Below are 23013 nucleotides of genomic sequence, written 5' to 3'. Positions count from 1 at the left end.
AGTTCAAAATCCAGTTGCAGGAACCGCCTTTGTTGATGGAATGTCAATAACAATTACAGCAACAGACGCCTCAGGAAATTATTCGGATTGCAGTTTTATAATTAACGCTTCCGCGGATGTTACAAAGCCAATAATTACTTGTATTGGAAATCAGACTTTGGCTTGCAACGCTACAATTCCAGATTATAGAAATTTAATTTCAGTTACAGATAATTGCGATGCTTCGCCAATTCTGATTCAAAATCCAGTTGCAGGAACTGCTTTTGTTGATGGCATGTCGATAACAATTACAGCAACAGACGCCTCAGGAAATTATTCTGATTGCAGTTTTAAAATTAACGCTTCCGCAGATGTGACCAAGCCTGTAATTACGTGTCTTGGCAATCAAGAATTGTCATGTGGTAGTGTAATTCCAGATTATACGCCTTTAGTTACAGCAATTGACAATTGCGATGCCTCGCCAATAATTACACAAAGTCCAGCTGCGGGAAGTGTTTTTACATCGGGAATGACGGTAAAATTAACCGCGACGGATATTTCGGGAAATTATTCAGATTGCAGTTTTGTTATTAACGCTTCCGCAGATGTTGTAGCTCCAATTATAACTTGCATCGGAAACCAAAATCTTAATGTGGGAACTCTTTTGCCAGATTACCGTTCAATGATTACGGTGACCGATAATTGTGATTCAGGTTTGACAGTTACACAAACGCCGAGTCCGGGAATACCAATCACAAACGGAATGAGTGTTGTCATGTCAACAGCAGATAATAGCGGAAATTCTAAAAGCTGTTCATTTATCATTAATGTCGTGCAAGATAATGAAGCGCCAGTTTTCACTTGTCTTTTGGATCAGTTCGTGTCTTGCAATACTAAAGTGATTCCTGATTTCACGAAAATGATTACGGTGACTGATAATTTCGATTCAAATCCGCAAGTGACACAATCTCCCGTTGCGGGAAGCGCTTTCACAGAAGGAATGACGATAGAAATACAAGCGGTTGATAAAAGCAACAATACCAAGAAATGTTCTTTTAAAATCCAATCAAATCCTGTAGTTGTAGACGCGGGAGAAGATAAAGAAACAGCCGAAGGGCAATTAGTGACCTTGGATGCAATGGCGTTAGAATTAGGTTCATATTCTTGGTCGCCTTCAAAAGGACTAAGCAATAGCAAAATCGCAAATCCGTCATTTTTTGCTTCTGAAACAACAACTTATACGGTAACCTTTAAAAATGCACAAGGTTGTGAAGCGACAGATGAGGTTACGATTACAGTAACGCCATTAGATAAAGATGAAACAAAATACGGCTTTTCGCCAAATAACGATGGAATAAATGATTTCTGGGAAATTGATGATATCACACAATATCCGCAGAATCAGGTTTTGATTTACAGCCGTTGGGGAGATTTGGTTTTCCAAATGGATAATTACAACAACTCCACAAACGTATTTGCCGGAATTGCAAACAGAAGCCGAAAATTAGGCGCTAATGAACTTCCAGAAGGAACTTACTTTTTTGAAATCCGTGTCAATCAGCCTAATCATTTTAAGAAAACCAAGGGCTACCTTGTTTTAAAACGTTAATTCATGAAAAATAAACTAAATATATTCATTGCCTTATTCATCATTATTATATTTATAGATGGCGCTTATGGCCAGCAAACTCCAGTTTTTTCAAGTTACAATTATAATGCAGTTTTAATAAATCCGGCGCATGCGGGTTATTATCCAGATACTGATATTGTGATGACAACAAATGGTTATTTCAATTCTGTTGATGGAAGTCCGAAGAATTTTGATCTTTCTTTCAATACACTTTCTTGGAATGAAAAAATAGGATTGGCCGCCGGAATTTCGAACGATCAAATTGGTGTGACAAATACAACCACAATTTTTACTTCGTATTCTTATAAAATCAAATTTGATTCAGATTATAAATATGGAAAATGGTGGGCATATGATCCAAATGTCATTTCGTTTGGAATTACCGCTGGTGCAATGATTTATAATGAAAACCTAACGCAATTGGGCTTAGAAAACGATCGTGAATTTCAGGAAAATGTACATAGTGTTACACCAACACTCGGACTTGGTTTTTTATATAATAAAGATGCAGTCTATTTCGGAATTTCAGCTCCAAATGTGTTGAGCAGTACTTTCAATTCAAAAAACAATACCAATTTACAGAACGCGTATTATAGTTATTTCGGCTACCGATTTTTTACTAATCGTTTTGAAGAAATATTAATAAACCCGAGTTTTTTACTGAAATATATGGAAGGAGCACCTTTTCAAGCCGATTTTAATGTTTTGATAAACTATAAAAACAAATTGGAATTTGGAACCGGTTATCGAACATCAAATACCTTAAATCTTTTGGCGGGTTTTCATTTAAACAAAAATTTCAGGATTATTTGCACTTACAACAAATCTTTTGAAAATGTGGTGATTCCGGATACTTTTGGTTTGGTTTTGAATTACAGATTTGGTGAAGGATTTGAATAAAATTAGTCAATTACTCTAACACATAGAAACATAGACTAAGACCTCTAAAAAAAGGCGTTTCACTTGTTTAAAATAAACATAGCTTACTCTTACTATGTGTTAGAAACTAGTTTCTATCTAATTTCTTTCAGAAAAAATAAAATCTATGCTTCTATGTGTTAAACAAAAACGAATTGTATTTAAGTTATTGAATTTAATCCACCAAACCATTTTCAACCGCATATTTTACAAGTCCAGCAGTATTTTTCGCATTCAATTTTGACAATAAATTTCGACGATGCGTATTTACAGTATTCAGACTGATAAAAGTTTTTTCAGCAATCTCAGCAGTATTGTATTCATGTGCAATCAAAACCAAAATTTCTTTTTCGCGCGAACTCAGTTCAGTCAAAATCGAAACTTGTTTTTCAATTTTTAAATGATTGGCCAAGTGTTTTTCTTCTGTTTCTTCCGAAAAATAATTCTCACCCGAAGCAATTGTTTGAATTGCTTTCAACAATTCCGATTTTTCGGCATTTTTCAATAAATATCCATTTACACCAATTCGGATCAATCTCGAAATTATTTTCACATTGCTGTGTGTGCTGACTACCAAAATCTTTACTTCAGGAAAATCTTTTTTCAAAATTTTGCTCAATTCAATTCCATCCATTTCTGGCATGCTGATATCGAGAATCACTAAATCAGGATTTTCAGTTTTTATTTTTTCCAAAGCTTCAATTCCGTTTACAGCTTTTCCAACAATATTGATTTCAGATTCTTGTTCCAATAAAGAAACAATTCCTTGTAAAAACATCGTGTGGTCATCGGCAATAAGCAGGTTGATTTTTTTCATTTTAAGTGGTATTTTGGTTGGATTTGCCTTTTAATTAATCAGCTGATTTTTTATCTGAATTCCTTGAACTGGATTTTTCTTGGCAGTAGAATGATCTAAAATCGGAATTTCGATATTGGCAATGGTTCCTCTTTTTAGTTTTGAGTCTAAAGCAAAAGTTCCGTTCAGTTTTGCAATTCTAGCTTCTAAATTAATAAAACCAATTCCTTGGGAATAATTCTCAGTATGAAAACCAACGCCATTATCTTCAAATAAAATATTCAAAGATTGATCGATGAGATTAAGCTGTAAGTCAACATTTGAAGCTTTTGCATGTTTTATGGTATTAGTCAAAAGTTCCTGAACAATTTTGAAAGTTTCAATCTGAATGGTTTCATCCATTTGATTTATAGCCGTTTTTGGATAGGAAGTAAACGCTATTTTGATTTTGCTTGCTTCGCTGATATTCGTCAAATAGGATTCTAAAACTTCGCAAAATTTATGATTGCTGAATTTCTTCGGAATCAGATTATGTGCCAAATTACGTACCTGCTGATAGGTTTCATCAAGCTGTGCGCTGAGGTTTTCGATATTTTTTAAATTCGATTGATTCAAGTTATTAAGTTGCAATTTTATGGCCGCAAGATTACCGCCAATGCTGTCATGCAGTTCCTGTGAAATTCGTTCACGTTCTTTATCTTGACCGCTTATCGACGCTTTTATTAATTTCAATTCTTGCTCTTTCAAAATCCCATTAATTCGCTGTGTACTGATTTCAAGCTGTTTTGCATTCAGCAAACGTTGGTTTTTTAAACGGTTTCGGTATTGAAAAGAAAGTCCAGCAATCGGAATTAAAACAATCAGAAAAGCTAAAATCGTAAAAGCTCTATTTTTCTTTTGTTGCGAAATTTCAAGCGCTTTTAATTGTTGATCTTTTTTCAGAAGCGAAATTTCATTACGTTTTTTATCGGCTGAATTTTGAAAAAACAAAATCGTATTTTCGTTGATTTTCTTGGTGATTTCTTCCTTAAGGCTCATGTTTTTGATGGCTTGCGCCTGATTAGCCAAAGTCAGTTTTTTGGTTTCGTTTTCAAATTCCAGTTGTTTTATGGCTTTTTCTTTTTCAGAAGTATGGTATTTGACTTCCAAATCATTAATCTCTTTTATTTTTTGAAGTTTATTGATAGAATCTCTAAGCTGATTTGATTTTTCCAAGTAATTATAACCGTTTTTATAATCATCTTGCGCAATAGCAATTTTTCGGAGTTCATCATAAAAATGAACTTGATCTTGCAATAACCCAAATTGCACGGCTTTCTGAATTCCTTCAGAGAAAATAAGTTTAGCTTCGCTGTATTTTTTCTGATCAATATAAATGTCAGCAATATTTCCTCGGCCAATTACAGCAAGTTGATTCAATTCGCTTTTGTCAGCTATTGCAACTGCATTTTTGTACATTTTCAAAGCCTCGTTTGGATTATTTTGCAATTGATAATTGGCTCCTAAGCTCAATAAAATAACTGCTCGGCCTTGATTATTATTGGTTTTTTCGCAAAGCAATTGTCCTTTTTTGTAATACGAATTAGCATTGTCATATTCCTTCAATTCCGAATAAATATCACCAATATTGATGTAGCTTCCCAGAATGATTTCTTCGTCTTCTTTGTATTCCAAACACTTTTTAAACAATTCAAGCGCTTTTTTGTATTCGCCCAAATCACTGTATGTTTTTGCTAAACCGTGCGTATGAGTGTAATAAAGATTTTTCTCGTTGTATTTTTGTGAAGCTTCAATTCCTTTAATATGCCATTTTTTGCTTTCTTCAAGCAAACCGCGCTTTTTGTAATTGATTGCCATTAAATTATAGCCCAAACTGAAAAGTCTGTTTTTTAGCGAATCATTGACAATTGTATTGAATTTTAAGGCTTGTCGAGTGTAGTAAAGCGAAGAATTTACAAGCGCTCTTTTGTTGAAATAATACGCTAAAAGCAAGTTTGCAGATGCCGCTGAACGATTGCTTGAGGGCGATTTTAATAAAGAATGTGCTTTGAGATATGCCTTTTTTTCGTTGCCTTTATTGTATAAGGCATACAAATCTTTTATGGTTTTTTCTTCCTGGTTTACAACAGTATTTTTATGTACGAATGTTTTCTTTCTATTTTCAAGCTGGGCCAGCACAGAAAATGAAATGAACAAGAACATCCAGATATGAAGCCTTTTATAAGAAACTGCCATAATTTTAATTTGAACTCTGAGAAAATAGAGCAATGTTAAAGTCTTGTAAATTTGGGATTTATAAGAAATTTAAAATTTTAATTAGCGATAAAAGTACTACAAAAGGATTAAAATGGCTTTATTTTAATTCAATTTTTTGGGTTAAATTGTGATATAATTAGATTGGTTAAAATGTCTACACTTTTTGTTTCTTCAAATGTTCTAATTCTGCGATGATCAATCCTTTCATTGTGGTGTTAACATAGTCTTTCGCTTCGGCATATGAAATGGCATATTTTCTCGGAATATCTTGAAAATGAATAGGGAAGATGTTTAGTATTTTATCATAATATAAATCCAATTGCTTGTTACTTGGCATTTCAAATTTTAATTTTATTTGAAACCTTCTTAACAAAGCAGTATCGATACTATTGTAAAAATTAGTCGCACAAATTAACAGACAATTTATTGGAAAATAATCAATTAGCTGAATTATTGTATTGACAAGACGTTTCATTTCGGCAACATCTTTGTCATCATTTTCACGGCTTTTGGCAATTTGGTCAAATTCATCTAAAAACAAAACAGCATTTTCTCTCGCCGCTTTATCAAAAAGAGCTTTTACATTTCGAGAAGTTTCGCCAATTTTTGCATTAATAATTGTGCTGAGGTTTACAATAATAATCTCTTTGTTCAAAGCCGTTGCAATGGCTTTTGCTGTTGTCGTTTTACCACAGCCAGAATGGCCATGAAGCAATATTTTATTATCGACAGGAAGGTTGTATTTTTTTAATTCCTCAATATACTTGTGCTCTTTGATTGTCTGTTCTAAAATAGCTTTATTTTCTTCGCTGAAAAAAAGATTTTCTATCGCAATTTTTTCGGTATCCTGTATGGTAAGCTCGTGTAGACTCATTTCAAAATTATTTGGTGCAAAATTAAAGTTTATTCTGCAATATTTCGCACCAAATTTTCTAGCCTGAAAATTGACTCAGAGACTTTTATAATTACTTTTTCTTAAGTTTTAATTTGAAAAAATCTATAGTTCTTGTCCATGATAAAGTTGCGGCAGCTTCATCATACCTTGGCGTTGTATTATTATGAAAACCATGATTTACACCTGCATAAAAATAAGCCGTATTCTCGACTTTGTTTTTGTTAAGAATTGCTTCAAAAGCGGGCCAACCTTCATTTACGCGTGTATCAAGACCTGCATAATGCAACATTAATGGGGTTCTGACTTTCTCAGCTTCTTCGGCAGTTGGTTGGCCACCATAATAAGGAACCGCAGCTTTCAAATCAGGCAATTTTACTGCCATCATATTCGAAATCCAGCCGCCAAAACAAAATCCGACAACACCAACATAACCATTGCAATCTTTATGTGATTTTAGATATTCAAAAGCAGCGATGAAATCTTCCAACATTTCTTCGCGTGTACGTTTCTTTTGTAATTCTCGCCCTGTATCATCATTGCCGGGATAACCGCCCAAAGGTGATAATGCATCAGGTGCAAGAGTGATGAAACCTTCAAGAGCGGCTCTTCGTCCAACATCTTCAATGTAAGGATTAAGTCCGCGATTTTCGTGAACTACGATAATGCCAGGAAGCTTCTTTTTGGTTTCTGCAGGTTGCGATAAAAGCCCTTTAATGCTTCCGCCACCTTTTGGAGAATCATAATTGATATAGCCGGTTTTTAATCTTGGATCAGTTGGTTGAACCAAAATACTATCCACATAATTTGGCGTCATAAAGCTTAAAAGCGAAGGAAGTGTCAATGTCCCAACCGCAAAAATGGATAATTTCTCAATAAATATTCGGCGGTCAATTTTATTGTGAGCATAATCATCATATAAGTCAAATACTTCTTGGCTTATGTCTTCTTTGGTTAGTTTGTTCATAGCGTTTAATTTTAAAACTAATTTAAAAAAAATTAATTGATTACTTGAAATTAGATTTTTTAATTATTGAAATAGAAAGCACATTTTCAACGTTATATGAGGTAATTTTATAAGTTAAGATGGGAATTATGTAAATGAAATCTGATTTTATTTAGGAAATTTGGATAACATTACCCAAAACTATTTTTTAATTTTAAATAATCTAGTAAGATGAAAAAGATAACCTGCTTATTAGCGCTCTTCACAATATTTTCGATTTCTTTAAGCTGTAACAGTTGTTCCAATGATAAAGACAGTCCTGCAGATCCTGGCACAGTGACTGATCCAGTAGAAACAAATGCCCCAAACAGTGCTTATAAACCTGCTTTTGAAGGGCAAACGAGAATTAATGGAATAAAAACGAATACAAGTTTTCAAGGCGTTGTTGTAACAAGTTCACTCGCAAGTCCGTGGGGCGTAAAAATGCTTCCAGATGGCCGACTTTTAATTACTGAAAAAGCGGGACAAATGCGAATTGTGACAACAGCTGGCGTGGTTAGTAGTCCAATTACTGGAATTCCTGCTGTCAATGCTTCTGGTCAGGGCGGTTTATTAGGTTTATGTCTCGATCCCGAATTTGCATCAAATAAAATGATTTATTGGGTTTTTTCGGAAGCAACTACTGGCGGAAATAATACGGCTGTAGCCAAAGGAAAACTCTCGGCAGATGAAAAAACGATCGAAGGTGCAACGGTGATTTATCGTGCAAAACCTGCAAATTCAAGTAATCTTCATTATGGTGGACGAATTCTTTTTGATAAAACAGGAAATCTTGTTGTAAGTACAGGAGAGCGTTCGGTTTTAGAAACTAGACCATTGGCACAATCAGTTTCTTCTGGTCTTGGAAAAGTGGTTCGATTAACAAAAGAAGGACAACCAGCATCTGGAAATCCTGTTTTTACAGGAAGTGGCGCATTGGCAGAATTATATTCAATAGGACATAGAAATCCGCAAGGTTTGGCGCTTCATCCTGTTACGGGTGAGATTTGGGAAAGCGAGTTTGGTCCTCGTGGCGGCGACGAAATTAACCGATTAAAAGCTGGAGCTAATTTTGGCTGGCCAACAATCACTTACGGCATTGAATACAGCGGTGAGAAAGTAGGAGCGGGAATTCAGCAACAAAGCGGTATGGAACAGCCTGTCTATTATTGGGATCCCGTGGTTTCGCCCAGCGGCATGACTTTCTACACAGGAAATCGTGTTCCAGAATGGGAAAACAATCTTTTTATTGGCGCTTTGAGCGGTATGCACATTGTTAGACTTGCCATTGAAAATAATAAAGTTGTTGGCGAAGAAAGACTTTTGACTTCTGAAAATCAGCGTTTCAGAGATATTACACAAGGTAGTGACGGCGCTCTATATGCTATTACAGATCAAGGCCGACTTTATAAAATCGACAAAAAATAAAATCTTTTAAACGCTATTGAAAAAAGTAATTCAGTAGCGTTTTTTGTTTTTTGTTATTTTTGAATTGATTATTCATCACCCGAATTTTCAGTTGTTGAAGGCACTTTTTTTCGAATGCTGGTATTCAGATAAAAAAACAATCTGATGGTGTGATTCATGTCATATTGGTAACCTGAATATTTTTGTTGATAAACATTCATATATCCAAAATCATAACTCCATTTTGGATTGATTGTTTTTTTGATTCCGATGAAAAACCGGTTTTGGTCAAAAGTATTATAAACGACTTCTTCTCCAAAATGCAAAAGAATCTCATCAGAAAGCACCATTGATGGCCAAGATTTATTATCAGAAATTCTAAAAGTGAAACTCGCCAAATAGCGTATTCTATTTGTAAAACGCCAATCGCCGCTGGGTTTGTCGTCAACTATTTTTTCCTGCCATCGCTGTTCATTTCTTAAACGTTGCAAGATACTCACATTTCCCATTTTTGTATTCAATTGTGCCTGCTGATAAATTCTGTTTTCATCTGCAAATGTGCTCCAGTCTGGATTAGATGGTGCCAGCCACATATGAGCATATCCGGCATTTATCGAAACATTTGAATTTGGAATATAACTAATTCCTCCTCTTATAAAATAAAAACTGGGATCAGAAACAAAGTCGTTTCGTCTAATATGAAAATCTCCAATAATGCCCCAATGATCGGCAAATTTGGTAACGCTGTTTATAGAAACCCAAGTTTGAAGTTGCTGGTTGATTTCTTTTTTTTGACCAGTTTGTCCTAATACAGCAATGGGAAATAAAAGAATAAAGATCCAAGTAAAATTGTTTTTCATATACAGTACGATAGAAATTAGGTTATTGAGTAAATTTCTTTTTAATCGATAAATGGCAATAATTAAAAACAATGTATTGTAAAGATACTCATTTTCAGGATATTTAATGTTAAACAGCTTTTTTAATCAATTGATTAAAAAAGTTGTTTAACATATTTAAAAATGATTTATATTTGCATGTAAATTATTTGAAATGAGTACTTCAGAATCTAAACAGAAGGATATAACTACAGAAGAAAAAATAAAAACTGCAGCAAAAACAGTCTTTTATAAAAAAGGTTTTGCTTCAACACGAACTAGAGATATAGCCGAGGAAGCTGGTCTGAATTTGGCTTTGCTCAATTATTATTTTAGAAGTAAAGCCAAACTTTTTGAACTGATAATGACAGAAACTTTTGCTGGTTTTATTGGCAGTGTGAAAGTTATATTGAATGACGATAAGACTTCATTACAGCAAAAAGTAGAAATTATTGCGGAGCGTTATATCGATTTTATTACTGCTGAACCAGAAATCCCAACATTTATTCTTACCGAAATGCGAAATAATCCTGAGGGATTATTAAAAAAACTGCCCATTAGAGAAATTATAAATGAGTCGGTTTTTATAAAACAGTTTCAGGAATCGGTAGAGAAAAAAGAAATAACAGAACCGAATCCGCTTCATTTTTTGATGAATCTTTTAGGATTAGTGGTTTTTCCATTTATAGCAAAACCTATTATAATGGGAAGTCGAAATCTACAGGCAGAGCAATTTAATAATTTGATGCAGGAACGTAAAAAGAAAATTCCTTTGTGGATTAATCTAATGTTTAGCGCTGTATAAGTTTAATAATTTTTAAAAAATGAGGAAGTTATATTTACTTGCATATTTTGGAATTCTATCCTTTATAAATGTTCAGGCACAAACGCTTACAGTTGATCAAAGTTATAAGCTTGCGGTTGACAATTATCCTTTAATCAAACAATACGAACTGATTGAAAAAAGCAAAGAATATACATTAAGCAATGCCAATAAAGCGTATCTGCCTCAAATAAGCGTTACAGCAATTGAAGGTTATGTTTTTGGTGATTTTCCAACTATGGGAAATTCTGGAAATGACAGTAAATTCAAATTTATTGGACTTGGTCAAGTAAATCAAGTACTTTGGGATGGCGGTGCAACGAAAACACAAAAAAAGATTATTGAAGCTTCTTCAAGTGTTGATAAGTCTTCAGTCGAAGTATCTCTGTATGACTTGCGCTCGCGAGTGAATCAGCTTTATTTTGGCGTATTGCTAATTGAGGAACAGCTGAAACAATTGGAAATACAAAATGCAATTCTTGCCAACAATATTGACAAGGTCAAAAAACTTCATGAAAATGGCTTGGCGTACAAAACCGATGTTGACGAAATGAAAGCCGAACAATTAATTCTCAGCAGACAGAAGAAAGATTTTGAATATACCAAAAATGGTTACCAAACCATGCTTTCGTATTTGATTGGGAAAAACATCAATCAGTCAAAATTTGAAAAACCTATAAATGCTGTAGGTCTAGATACGTTGATTAAACGTCCAGAACAATTGCGTTTTTCGAATCAACGAAACTTGATAAACGCACAATCTGATATGCAAAAAGTAAGCTTAATGCCAAAAGTTGGTTTGCTTGGTGCCGGAGTTGTATTTGCGCCTGGAATTAATTTCGGAACAAATAAAATTTCGACTGTTGGCGTTGCTGGATTAAGCGTTAACTGGGACATAAAAGGTTTGTACAAAAATTCTAATGAAAAGGAATTGACAAAACTGCAATTAAAGCAAATCGACCTTCAAGAAGAAACGTTTTTATTCAATACCAGATTTCAAATGAATCAAAAAACGGCTGATATTGAAAGGCAAACTTCAATTTTGAAAGACGACGATGCTATTGTAAAGCTTCGGCAAACTATCCGCGAAGGATATCAATTAAAATATGACACTGGCGCTGGTCCGTTAATCGATTTGCTGAATGCAACAGAAAAAGAAGGAAATGCACGAGCAGAGAAGGCTTTGCATGAGATTCAGCTTTTAATGAGCGCTTACGAATATCAAACAATCAAAGGAAATTAATACCAATATATTATGAAAGAGATTAAGCTTTTGTGTTTTTTAGCAACGACGTTTTGCTTGTTTTCCTGCACTAAAAATGAAAATGATTTTGATGCATCTGGATCTTTTGAAGCTGTAGAAACTATTTTATCCGCGGAAGCGAATGGACAAATATTAAAATTCAATGTTGAAGAAGGACAGCAATTAGAAGCTGGACAAAAAGTTGGTTTTATTGATAGTACTCAATTATCGATTAGCAAAATGCAATTGCGACAAAATAAAAAAGCAATTTTAAGCGGAAGACCCCAAGAACAGATTCAGACTGAAAGTTTAAAGAAACAACTTGCAAATGCACTTTTAGATCGCAACAGAACTGAAAAGTTGGTAAAAGGAGGCGTGGCTTCGCAGAAACAATTGGATGATGCCAATGCAAAAGTGGCAACGCTGCAATCTCAAATTGCGGCGCAAAAAAATTCTCTGGAAATTACAAACGAAAACTTAACGGAACAAGGAAATACAGTTGGCGTTCAGCTAAAAGGAATTGACGATCAATTGAATAAAAGTGTAATCGTAAATCCGATTAAAGGAACCGTTTTGGCAAAATATGCCGAGCAATATGAAATGGCTGTAGTAGGCAAACCACTTTATAAAATCGCTAATCTTGAAACGCTTGACTTAAGAGCATATATTACAGGAACACAATTGCCACAAATTAAAATTGGACAGCAGGTTAAAGTCAGAATTGATGAAGGCGAGAAAAAATATAAGGAATATCAAGGCACAATAAATTGGATTTCAGACAAATCAGAGTTTTCGCCCAAAACAATTCCGACTAAAGATGAAAGAGCAAATTTAGTTTATGCAATAAAAGTTCGTGTCAAAAATGACGGGTTTTTAAAAATTGGCATGTACGGCGAAGTTCTTTGGTCAAAATAAAAAAAAGTTTTATGCCTGCAGTTGCGCTACATAATATTACTAAAAAATACGGCGATTTTGTTGCTGTTGATAATGTATCTTTTGAGGTTCAGAAAGGCGAGCTTTTTGGACTGATAGGTCCAGATGGAGCTGGAAAAACGTCAATTTTTAGAATTTTGACCACATTGTTGTTAGCAGAAAATGGAACAGCAACTGTTGAAGGTCATGATGTCGTAAAAGAATTTCAGGAAATTAGAAATAAAGTGGGGTACATGCCTGGAAAATTTTCGCTGTATCAAGATTTGACAGTGAAGGAAAATCTGAATTTTTTTGCTACTATTTTCGGGACTACAATCGAGGAAAACTACGAATTGATAAAAGATATTTACGATCAAATAAAACCGTTTAATGATCGACGCGCAGGAAAACTTTCTGGCGGAATGAAGCAAAAACTGGCTTTATGTTGCGCACTGATTCATAAACCTGAAGTTTTATTTTTAGATGAACCGACAACGGGAGTAGATGTAGTTTCTAGAAGCGAATTTTGGGAAATGCTCTACAAACTGAAAAAACAGAAAATCACAATAGTCGTTTCGACTCCTTATATGGATGAAGCAAAATTATGCGATCGCATTGCTTTGATTCAGAATGGAAAAATAATGAAAGTTGATGCGCCACAGCAAATTATAGATGATTTTCCAAAACCGCTTTTTGCCGCTAAAGCAAAAAACATTTACAAGCTTTTGAAGGATTTTCGAAACGATAAAGCAATCGAAAGTTGCGATGCTTTTGGAGAATTTGTTCATCTTACTTTGACATCGGAAATTGCGAATGAGGAAACTATAAAAACAATTGCAGAAAAGTACAATTCGGAGAATTTTGAAGTCAAAAAGATAGAACCAACGATAGAAGATAGTTTTATTCGTTTTATGAGAGAACAAAGCAATTCAGAAGAAACTAAAGAAGTCTTAAATGGAAAATAAAGCAATTGTTTGCAAAGATCTAACCAAACAGTTTGGTGATTTCAAAGCGGTGGATAAAATCAGTTTTGAAGTCAGCGAAGGCGAAATATTTGGCTTTCTCGGTGCAAACGGCGCGGGAAAAACAACGGCAATGCGAATTCTCTGCGGACTTTCTTTTCCTACTTCTGGAGAAGCCAGTGTTGCAGGATTTGACGTTTACAGGCAACAGGAAAAAATCAAGAAGAATATTGGTTATATGAGCCAAAAGTTTTCTTTATATGATAATTTAACCATTCTAGAAAATATTGAATTTTATGGCGGTGTTTATGGGGTTTCTCGGCCAGAAATAAAGGAAAGAAGTCAAGATTTGGTCAAAACTTTAGGTTTGGAAAAAGAAGCTAAAAAACTAGTTGGCGGATTACCTTTAGGCTGGAAACAGAAACTGGCTTTTTCTGTAGCTGTTTTTCATCGTCCAAAGATTGTTTTTTTAGATGAACCAACTGGCGGTGTTGACCCAATTACAAGAAGACAATTTTGGGATATGATTTATGAAGCTTCAGCCAACGGAATTACAGTTTTCGTGACGACGCATTATATGGACGAAGCCGAATATTGCAATAGAATAAGTATTATGGTTGATGGCAGAGTGGAAGCGATAGATTCGCCGACAGGATTGAAAAATCGTTTTAACACCACTTCCATGGATGAAGTTTTTTATGAATTGGCACGAAACGCTAAAAGGGCAGCAGATTAATATGAAAAGATTATTGGCTTTTATTCGAAAAGAATTTTATCATGTATTCAGGGACAAAAGGACTTTGCTGATTCTTTTTGGGCTTCCTGTTGCACAGATTGTTCTTTTTGGATTCGCGTTGAGCAGTGAAGTCAAAAATATCGGAATTGCGATTCAGGATAATGCACATGATGTTCATTCGGAAAAAATTATCAGAAAAATACAATCAAGTGATTACTTTCATGTAGAAAATCCGATTTTGGATTACAAAGACGTTGAGAATCGATTTAAAGATGGAAGCATCAAATGTGCAGTCATTTTTCCGTCAAATTTTGGTTCTGAAATACAGCGTCTTGGTGGCGCAAAAATCCAAGTAATTGCTGATGCTTCAGATCCAAATACGGCAACTATTGTAACGAATTATTTAACGGCAATTGTCGGTGATTACCAAAGAGAATTAAATCCAACGGTTAAATTAAATTATCAAATTGTACCTGAATTAAAGCATCTTTACAACGAACAGCAAAATGGTTCGCTTAATTTTATTCCAGGAGTTATTGCTTTGATTTTTATGATTGTAAGCACTGCACTGACTTCTGTTTCAGTCGTGCGCGAGAAAGAGCTTGGTACTATGGAAATTTTACTTGTATCGCCTTTCAAGCCCATAATGGTTTTGATTGCAAAAGCAATTCCGTATTTAGTGCTTTCGCTGATTAATTTTATGCTGATTTTATTTTTATCGGTATATCTTCTCCATGTCGAAATAAAAGGGAGTTTTTTATTGCTTTTTGCCGAAAGTATTTTGTTTATCATTACTTGCCTTTCTTTAGGTTTGCTGATTTCAAATGTCACAGATTCGCAACAAACGGCAATGTTGATTTCGATGATGGGAATGATGTTGCCAACATTGATACTTACGGGTTTTATGTTTCCGCTAGAAAACATGCCTTGGATTTTTCAGGTTGTTTCGCATATTGTGCCTTCTCGCTATTATTACGCGATTGTAAAAGCGGTAATGCTCAAAGGTTTGGGATTTGAGTTTGTTTGGAAAGAAACTTTGATATTGGCAGGAATGGCAGCATTTTTATTGACTATTGCATTGAAAAAATTTAAGATTCGGTTATCATGAAAGTGCTTCGATTTATATTGCAGAAAGAATTTCGCCAGATATTTAGAGACAAAACCATCTTGGCGATGATGTTTTTTGTTCCCACAATGCAACTCATTATTTTGCCTTTGGCGGCAAACTTTGAAGTGAAAAATGTAAATATCGCTTACGTCGATCACGATCATAGTTCGTATTCACAAAAATTGGCCAATAAAATTGGCTCGTCTGGATATTTCCATATTGTTGGCGCTCCAGCTTCTTATTTAGAGGGATTGGAATTGATTGAAACAGGAGAAGCCGATTTGATTTTGGAAATTCCGTCTGGATTTGAACGAAATTTGGTTAGAGAAGGAAGCCAGAAAGTAAATATCGCAGCAGATGCTATTAACGGAACAAAATCAAATATTGGATCAGCATATCTAAATGTAGTTTTAGCCGATTTTAGCCAAGATCTGGATATCCGATTTAAATTGCCCAAACAATCCGTTTCAAATGCTCCGTCATTAATTACTTTGACAAGTACAAATTGGTACAATCCAAGAGCCGAATACAAGTATTACATGGTTCCTGGAATTTTGGTTTTGCTGCTTACATTAATTGGCGGATTTATCACGGCACTCAATATTGTAAAAGAAAAAGAAATTGGAACGATCGAGCAAATCAATGTAACGCCTATTCAGAAATGGCAATTCATTTTAGGGAAATTAATTCCTTTTTGGATCGTCGGAATGATTGTGTTTACGGTTGGTCTCACAGTAATGTATTTGATATATGGAATATTCCCAAAGGGAAGTCTCGCAGTGATTTATCTTTTCGCAGCCGTTTATTTAATAGCTTTATTAGGTCTCGGGCTTTTGATTTCAACTTTTGCCGATACTCAATTACAGGCGATGTTTATTGCCTTTTTCTTCATGATGATTTTTATGCTCATGAGCGGTTTTTTTACTAGCACTGATAGTATGCCAAATTGGGCTAGGACAATGTCAGAGTTTACTCCGGTAACACATTTTATTAAAGTTGTGCGTTTGATTGTTTTAAAAGGAAGTGGCTTAAAAGAAGTTGGACGAGAACTTTTGTATTTAGGCATTTTTGCTGTGGTTTTAAATGCGCTGGCAATTTACAATTACAGAAAAACGAGTTAGATTAATTCTTTTTCACCAAAAGTTTAAGTTTATCAGTCTTAAAATTAACTTCAGAAATAATAGTTGCAGAAAAAATAAGGGTTCCGCCCAAAAGAAGTCGCCAACCTAGATTTTCACCCAAAATAAAAAATGCTCCAATAGCGCCGAAAACAGGCTCAAACAAATAAATGACAGCGACTCTTTCTGCCGATAAATAACGTTGTGAAATATTAGAAACCGTGTACATATAAGCGGTTGAAAATAACGCACAGTAAACTACGCCAAGCCAAAAAGTATTATTTTTTGGAAGCCAATCTGCATGGCTGTCTGTAAGCGCAATGCAAAAAGTGAAAAGCGCACAAAAGGCAAACATTGGCACAATCGAATACAAAAGATTTTTTAAAGCCGAATGTTTTTCAACCGTAATTAGATAAACCGCAAAGGCAAAAGCTCCCGCAATGGTGTATAAATCGCCAATGTTTATTTCAAATTTTTCTTTGATCGCGATAATAAACAATCCGGTTAAAGCAGTCAGAGCCGCAACCCAAATTTTTAATGAAGTATTGGTTTTATAAATCGCTAATTTTAATAACGGAATAATAATTACGGTTAATCCGGCAATGAAAGAACATTGTGAAGCATTAGTGTGTTTGAGTCCGATAGTCTGTAAATGAATGCCCAAAAACATCGGAATTGCTAGAATAGCTCCGGTTTTTATGGCTTCAAGATTGGTTTCTCTAACGTATTTCCAAAAAATTAGGGTCAAAACAATTACAGCCAATAAAAATCGGTAAAATAAAAATGTTGCAGGAGAATAATCTCCAATCGCCATTTTTGTAATTGAATATGAAATTCCCCAAAAAGCAGTGCCAATGATCAGTAAAATCAATAAAAGTCGTTTTTTTTCCATCTTGAAATTTAGGTTTTAGGATAAGACTTTTTTCATCATAAAATCGGTTTGCTCGTCATCGCCTAACTTGAAAATATGTGTGTCAAATTGCGTAAAACCATTTTTGGTATAAAAACTCACCGCTCTAAAATTCTTTTCCCAGACGCCAAGCCAAATGAATGAAGCATTTATTTCTTCTGCAATTTGCAAAGCTTGAGCATAAAGTTCCTGCGCTACTTTTTTACCATGAAATTCTTTTGCAACATAAATACGTTCAATTTCCAAGGCATTTTTTTCTTGTTTTTCGGTTTGTGCGTCTCCCGTATTTAATTTCAGATAACCAATTATTTTTTCATCCAATTCTGCCAAATAGAAATAAGATGATTCATTTTTAAGTTCCGCAGATAATTTTTCAGCCGCAAAACTTTCTTCGAGATATTTTGCCATATTTTCTTCTGAATTTACTTCTGCAAAAGTTTCAGAAAAAGTTTTTCTGCCAATATCTTGAAGTTTTGCAATATCGTTTAGCGTTGCTTTTGTAATTTTTAGCGTATTCATGTTATTTCTTTTAATGCGTTAAAAGCTATTTTTATTCTTGATAAATGCGTAAATTGCATCAATGGACTTACAGCAAATCAAATATTTTTTGGCTCTTGCCAAAGAACTTCATTTCTGGAACACTGCCGGAAAAATGAATATTACACAATCGGCATTGAGCAGACAAATTCAGTCGTTGGAAAATCAGTTGGGCGTTCAGCTTTTTGAGCGCAACAAACGCAATGTCAAACTTACTGCGGCAGGCCAATTTCTCAAAGAAAAATGGGAAGTTGAGCTCAGCAAGCTTGAATTTATTCACCAGTCGGCGCGCCAGATTCAATTGGGCGAAAGCGGTACCATTACTATTGCGCATCCAGATTCCATTTCGGCTTCAATTATGCCTGATATTTTATCCCGAATTTCAGCCGCTTATCCAAAACTCAAAATCAAATTGGTTCAAGTTCTTTATGAAGACCAGCAGGATTTTCTTCGAAATTATAAAATCGATTTGGCGATTACCAGAGATATAAATAATGCCAAAGATATTACTTCGGAAAAATTCTACACCGATAATTTAGCCATCGTTGTTCCCGAAAATCATCCGTACAAAACGCCCGAAGATTTGACAAAAGAAACACTTGCTTTTCAAAAATTCATCCTTCCAACAAATGATGAAGGCAGCAGTTACAGCGATTTGATTCAGCGATTGTTCAATTCCTTTGAAAATGCTCCTGAAGTCTATCTTCATTCAGAATTCGGATCCGCCATTATAGCTTTGGTTCGAAAAGGAATGGGAATTGCAATTTTGCCAGATTCTTATCTTTTTCACGAAATTCCCGGAATCCGATTTATAAAAATGCCACTTGAAACCGATTTGTTTATTAATTGGCGAACAGAAGATCATAATCCGGTATTGGCCAATGTTTTAAAACTGATTATTCCGTAATTCTTAATTTCTCAACATTTCGATATGCGGAATTCCGTCTTCGTCATATGGTTCTCCTTGCTCCACAAATCCAAGCGATTGATAAAAGTTGGATAAATGATATTGCGCACTAATCCGAATTGGGCTTTTGCCAAATTTTTCCTGACAACCCGCAATCGAAGCTTCCATAATTTTTTTACCTAAACCCAATCCGCGGAAAGTTGGTGCAATTACCACTCTTCCAATGGAAATATCATCATACGATAAACCCTTTGGAAGCAATCGCGTGCAACCAGCCAATTCATCATTTGCATAATATAAAAGATGAAAACTTTTCTGGTCTTTATTATCTAAATCAAGATAGACGCAATTTTGCTCTACCACAAAAACTTCACTTCTTAAACGCAGCATTTCATAAAGTTCCAAATTGGTAAATTCTCCAAATGCTTTAATTGTGTAGCTATAATTCATTAAAAACTATTTTATTTTTTGTCAAAGATAAAATCGAGAGTAATGATATAAAATGCTATTTTTTTATCATGTGATGCTAAAAACGCATTAAATAAGGGGGTAAAATTGTACGAAATGTGTATGAATACCAAATTACCCCTTTTACTATATCGGATTGCCCCTCATGTCTTTTAGGTGAATATCTAAATTTGTGATTCAAGAATTTGTCATTCCAAATTGATTTAAAGCGTACGTTTTTAAGATTTGGTTAGTGTTAGGGCCGTTCCTTTTTTATAAGTTTTTTATAAAGAAATGCTTTAAATCAATTTGGAATGACATTTTTTCTGTTTTAAAAACAAAACCTTAGACAATCAAAAATAGTTAGATGAAGAAAATTTTTTTAGCAGCGTCGCTGTTTTTAAGTGCACAGATTAATTTTGCACAAACCAATGAATGGGAAAATCCGCAAGTACTAGACAGAGGAAAAGAAGCCGGTAGAAGTTCGTTTCTTTTATACAGCAATGCAGAAGAATTAAAAGAAAACAATCCTAAAAAATCGGCATTGTATCAAAGTTTAAACGGAACTTGGAAGTTTGACATTGTAAAAACTCCAGCACAAAGACCAACGAATTTTTTCGAACCAAATCTCGATGTGAGCAAATGGTCAGAAATTCAAGTGCCGTCGAACTGGGAATTGCAAGGATATGATATTCCAATTTACACTAATATTACGTATCCGTTCCCCAAAAATCCTCCTTTTATAGCCGGAGATTATAATCCGGTTGCGAGTTACAGGCGCAATTTTACAGTTTCAGATTCTTGGAACGACAAAGAAATTATTCTTCATTTTGGTTCTATTTCGGGTTATGCGAGAGTATTTTTAAACGGAAAAGAAGTCGGAATGACGAAAGCTTCTAAAACTCCTGCCGAATTTAATATTACTTCATTTTTGAAGAAAGGAGAAAACTTAATTGCCGTTCAAGTTTTTAGATGGCACGACGGAAGTTATCTAGAAGATCAGGATTTCTGGAGATTAAGCGGTATTGAACGTGATGTTTATTTGCAGGCAATGCCTAAAACGGCTGTTTGGGATTATTTTGTAAAAAGCGATTTAGACAATCAATATAAAAACGGGCTTTTTAATCTGGATGTTACTTTGAAATATTTCGAAAATAACAAAGTGAAAAATCCGTCTATTAAAGTTGAATTGTTTGATAAAGAAGGAAAAGCAGTTTATTCTGAAAACAAAAAAGTAAATGCTAAAGAGCAAAATGTTAGCTTTTCAAAAACAATTGAAAATGTAAAACAATGGAATGCTGAAACGCCAAATTTATACCGTTACACTATTTCATTATTAGACAGCAAAGGAAATGTGCTTGAAGCGGTTTCTAAAAAAACAGGTTTCAGAAAAGTAGAAATCAAAGATGCACAGCTTTTGGTTAATGGAAAAGCGGTGATGGTAAAAGGTGTGAACATCCACGAACATGATGATGTAAACGGACACGTGCCAAACGAAGAATTGATGCGAAAAGATCTTCAGTTAATGAAGGAATTCAATATCAATTCGATCAGAATGAGCCATTATCCTCACGATACGAAATTTTATGATTTATGTGATGAATATGGTTTTTATGTAGTTGATGAAGCCAATATCGAATCACATGCAATGGGGGCAGAATGGCAAAATTGGTTTGACCAGAAAAAACATCCTGCGTATTTGCCAGAATGGGCACCAGCGCATTTGGATCGTATTAAAAGAATGTTTGCTTTTGACAAAAACCATCCGTCAATTATTATTTGGTCATTAGGAAATGAGTGCGGAAACGGGCCTGTTTTTTATGATGCTTATGATTGGTTGAAAAAAGTAGATTCTACTCGTCCAGTGCAATTTGAACAAGCTGGAGAAAATAGGAATACAGATATTGTTTGCCCAATGTATCCGGGAATCAAGAGCATGAAAACTTATGCAGCTGCAGATAAAAGTCGTCCATATATTATGTGTGAATATGCACATGCGATGGGAAATAGCGGTGGAAATTTTCAGGAATATTGGGACATTATCAACAGCAGTAAACACATGCAGGGCGGTTTTATTTGGGATTGGGTTGACCAAGGAATAAAAAACAAAGATGCAAACGGAAAAACATTTTGGGCTTATGGTGGTGATTTAGGCGCTTCAAAACTTCAAAACGATGAAAATGGTTGTGCTGATGGTGTGATTTTTTCAAACAGAACGCCAAAACCAGCTTTGAGCGAAATTAAAAAGGTATATCAAAATATTCATTTTCAGCTTAAGGAATCTGATTTAGTGATAACAAACCTTTACAATTTCACGAATCTTTCAGATTTTAATTTCAAATGGGAATTGATTAAGAATGGTGCAAAAATAAAATCAGGAGAATTTAATATAGATGCGGCTCCAACAGAAAGCAAGAAAGTAGCTTTAGATTTAGGTTCCATCGATGGGAATTCTGAATATTTTGTAAATGTTTTTGCGTATTCAAAAGCAGATGCGCCTTTAGTTGCAAAAGGACATGAATTTGCAAGAGAGCAGTTTGCTATTGGAAAAGGTTCCTATTTCAAAAATATAATTGAAAAAAGTGCTTCAAAATTGAAATACACTGTAAAGGGTGATATCCTTTCTTTTGAAGCTGAAAACGTTTCAGGTGAATTTGACATTAAAAAAGGAGAAATTCTGAAATACAATTTGAAAAACGATGCAAATTCAATTTTTGCCAATTTTCCAACTCCATATTTCTGGCGTGCTCCAACCGATAATGATTTTGGAAGCAATATGGAAAATAAATTAGTAGTTTGGAAAGAAGCTTCAAAAAATGCTACAGTTGTAAGTGTCGTTTTAGATAAAAAAGCAACTGATGGATTATTGATAAAAGCGGTTTATAAATTAGCAACAGTTGACGTTCCTTACACAGTAGATTATTTGATTCAGAATAATGGAGCAATAAAAGTTACAGCTTCTATTGATTTAGCTGGAAAAGAATTACCAGAAATGCCACGTTTTGGAATGCGTGCACAATTAAGCGGAACTTTCGATAATCTAAGTTATTACGGAAGAGGCCCGTGGGAAAATTATTCAGATCGAAACTCGGCGGCGTTTATTGGTGAATATTCAGATAAAGTGAGCAATCAATACACTAAAAGTTATATTCGCCCGCAGGAAGGCGGTTACAAAACTGATGTTCGTTGGTTGGCTTTAAAAAATGATAAAGGGCAAGGCGTAAGATTTGAAGGATTACAGACATTAGGTTTTAGCGCCTTGAATATTTCAACAGAAATGTTGGATCCAGGAAAAACAAAAGCACAACGCCATCCTTCGGATTTAGATTTAGATTCTAAAGAAGCGGTTTATCTTCATATAGATTATAAACAAAGAGGTGTGGGCGGTGATGACAGTTGGGGACGTTTGCCACACGATCAATATCGTTTAACAGACAAAAAATATACTTACTCTTATATAATTTCATTGGTTAATTGATAAGAATTGTATGTGTTTTTTTACATGAAAAACCTATGATTTATTTTCATAGGTTTTTTTTAAGATTAATTTAATAATTGTATTTTTCACA

The 23013-nt window shown here is 34.5% G+C and carries 20 protein-coding genes; 12 read left to right on the top strand and 8 right to left on the bottom strand.

Features of this window, described 5'->3' with window-relative positions; genetic code table 11:
- Together EYY60_RS00800 and EYY60_RS00795 are read left to right on the top strand one after the other, a co-directional pair.
- A partial coding sequence (locus EYY60_RS00800; RefSeq protein ID WP_132987516.1) for an HYR domain-containing protein occupies nt 1-1588 on the top strand: 1588 nt, incomplete at its 5' end.
- Between the two features lie 3 nt (nt 1589-1591).
- Nucleotides 1592-2509 (top strand): PorP/SprF family type IX secretion system membrane protein, encoded by a 918-nt coding sequence (locus EYY60_RS00795; RefSeq protein ID WP_132987515.1) that lies wholly within the window; start codon nt 1592-1594, stop codon nt 2507-2509.
- Nucleotides 2510-2702: 193 nt separating this feature from the next.
- On the opposite strand, the gene EYY60_RS00790 is transcribed toward EYY60_RS00795, so the two are convergent.
- The 4 genes from EYY60_RS00790 to EYY60_RS00775 all read right to left on the bottom strand — a co-directional run bounded on the left by EYY60_RS00790 (nt 2703) and on the right by EYY60_RS00775 (nt 7438).
- Entirely contained in the window at nt 2703-3344 is a 642-nt protein-coding gene (locus EYY60_RS00790) for a response regulator (RefSeq protein ID WP_132987514.1), read from the bottom strand.
- A gap of 30 nt (nt 3345-3374) precedes the next feature.
- Nucleotides 3375-5558 carry a tetratricopeptide repeat protein gene (locus tag EYY60_RS00785; RefSeq protein WP_132987513.1) on the bottom strand — a complete coding sequence of 728 codons (2184 nt, stop codon included), beginning with the start codon at nt 5556-5558 and terminating at the stop codon, nt 3375-3377.
- 175 nt (nt 5559-5733) lie between these two features.
- Entirely contained in the window at nt 5734-6453 is a 720-nt protein-coding gene (locus tag EYY60_RS00780; protein ID WP_132987512.1) for an AAA family ATPase, read from the bottom strand.
- A 91-nt stretch (nt 6454-6544) separates the two neighbouring features.
- Complete coding sequence (locus EYY60_RS00775) at nt 6545-7438, bottom strand: dienelactone hydrolase family protein (protein WP_132987511.1); 894 nt, start codon at nt 7436-7438, stop codon at nt 6545-6547.
- Nucleotides 7439-7648: 210 nt separating this feature from the next.
- Here EYY60_RS00775 and EYY60_RS00770 point away from each other — a divergent pair, with 210 nt between their 5' ends.
- Nucleotides 7649-8884, top strand: a complete 1236-nt coding sequence (locus EYY60_RS00770) for a PQQ-dependent sugar dehydrogenase (RefSeq protein ID WP_132987510.1) — start codon at nt 7649-7651, stop codon at nt 8882-8884.
- Nucleotides 8885-8952: 68 nt separating this feature from the next.
- On the opposite strand, the gene EYY60_RS00765 is transcribed toward EYY60_RS00770, so the two are convergent.
- Nucleotides 8953-9723 carry a DUF2490 domain-containing protein gene (locus EYY60_RS00765; protein WP_132987509.1) on the bottom strand — a complete coding sequence of 257 codons (771 nt, stop codon included), beginning with the start codon at nt 9721-9723 and terminating at the stop codon, nt 8953-8955.
- Nucleotides 9724-9916: 193 nt separating this feature from the next.
- Here EYY60_RS00765 and EYY60_RS00760 point away from each other — a divergent pair, with 193 nt between their 5' ends.
- Genes EYY60_RS00760 through EYY60_RS00730 form a run of 7 tightly spaced genes read left to right on the top strand, consistent with a single transcriptional unit; the run spans nt 9917 to nt 16646 of the window.
- On the top strand, nt 9917-10546 hold the full coding sequence (locus EYY60_RS00760) for a TetR/AcrR family transcriptional regulator (RefSeq protein ID WP_132987508.1): 630 nt from the start codon (nt 9917-9919) through the stop codon (nt 10544-10546).
- A 19-nt stretch (nt 10547-10565) separates the two neighbouring features.
- Nucleotides 10566-11807, top strand: coding sequence for a TolC family protein (locus EYY60_RS00755; RefSeq protein ID WP_132987507.1), 1242 nt, complete (start codon nt 10566-10568; stop codon nt 11805-11807).
- A gap of 12 nt (nt 11808-11819) precedes the next feature.
- Complete coding sequence (locus EYY60_RS00750; RefSeq protein ID WP_132987506.1) at nt 11820-12722, top strand: HlyD family secretion protein; 903 nt, start codon at nt 11820-11822, stop codon at nt 12720-12722.
- An 11-nt stretch (nt 12723-12733) separates the two neighbouring features.
- Nucleotides 12734-13684 carry an ABC transporter ATP-binding protein gene (locus tag EYY60_RS00745; RefSeq protein ID WP_132987505.1) on the top strand — a complete coding sequence of 317 codons (951 nt, stop codon included), beginning with the start codon at nt 12734-12736 and terminating at the stop codon, nt 13682-13684.
- On the top strand, nt 13674-14417 hold the full coding sequence (locus EYY60_RS00740) for an ABC transporter ATP-binding protein (protein WP_132987504.1): 744 nt from the start codon (nt 13674-13676) through the stop codon (nt 14415-14417). The genes EYY60_RS00745 and EYY60_RS00740 overlap by 11 nt, the downstream gene beginning before the upstream one ends.
- Before the next feature lies 1 nt (nt 14418).
- On the top strand, nt 14419-15525 hold the full coding sequence (locus tag EYY60_RS00735) for an ABC transporter permease (protein WP_132987503.1): 1107 nt from the start codon (nt 14419-14421) through the stop codon (nt 15523-15525).
- Nucleotides 15522-16646 (top strand): ABC transporter permease, encoded by a 1125-nt coding sequence (locus tag EYY60_RS00730; RefSeq protein ID WP_132987502.1) that lies wholly within the window; start codon nt 15522-15524, stop codon nt 16644-16646. Before EYY60_RS00735 ends, EYY60_RS00730 begins: the two co-directional genes overlap by 4 nt.
- 1 nt (nt 16647) lies before the next feature.
- Here the strand turns inward: EYY60_RS00730 and EYY60_RS00725 are convergent, their stop codons facing one another.
- Entirely contained in the window at nt 16648-17535 is an 888-nt protein-coding gene (locus EYY60_RS00725) for a DMT family transporter (protein ID WP_132987501.1), read from the bottom strand.
- A gap of 15 nt (nt 17536-17550) precedes the next feature.
- The gene (locus tag EYY60_RS00720; protein WP_132987500.1) at nt 17551-18072 is read right to left on the bottom strand and encodes a GNAT family N-acetyltransferase; all 522 of its coding nucleotides are present in this window, start codon (nt 18070-18072) and stop codon (nt 17551-17553) included.
- Nucleotides 18073-18133: 61 nt separating this feature from the next.
- Between EYY60_RS00720 and EYY60_RS00715 the strand changes: the two genes are divergently transcribed.
- Complete coding sequence (locus EYY60_RS00715; protein ID WP_132987499.1) at nt 18134-18997, top strand: LysR family transcriptional regulator; 864 nt, start codon at nt 18134-18136, stop codon at nt 18995-18997.
- Between the two features lie 3 nt (nt 18998-19000).
- On the opposite strand, the gene EYY60_RS00710 is transcribed toward EYY60_RS00715, so the two are convergent.
- A complete protein-coding gene (locus EYY60_RS00710) occupies nt 19001-19447 on the bottom strand; it encodes a GNAT family N-acetyltransferase (protein WP_132987498.1) in 447 nt (148 codons plus the stop codon).
- 364 nt (nt 19448-19811) lie between these two features.
- On the opposite strand from EYY60_RS00710, the gene EYY60_RS00705 reads away from it, so the two are divergent.
- Nucleotides 19812-22922 (top strand): glycoside hydrolase family 2 TIM barrel-domain containing protein, encoded by a 3111-nt coding sequence (locus EYY60_RS00705; protein ID WP_132987497.1) that lies wholly within the window; start codon nt 19812-19814, stop codon nt 22920-22922.
- Nucleotides 22923-23013 lie beyond the last annotated feature (91 nt).

Origin of the sequence: Flavobacterium zhairuonense (assembly GCF_004352915.1) — a bacterium.
Classification (GTDB): Bacteria; Bacteroidota; Bacteroidia; order Flavobacteriales; family Flavobacteriaceae; genus Flavobacterium; species Flavobacterium zhairuonense.
The sequence above is the reverse complement of the archived record's forward strand: the minus strand, read 5'-3'. Positions and strand labels throughout refer to the sequence as shown.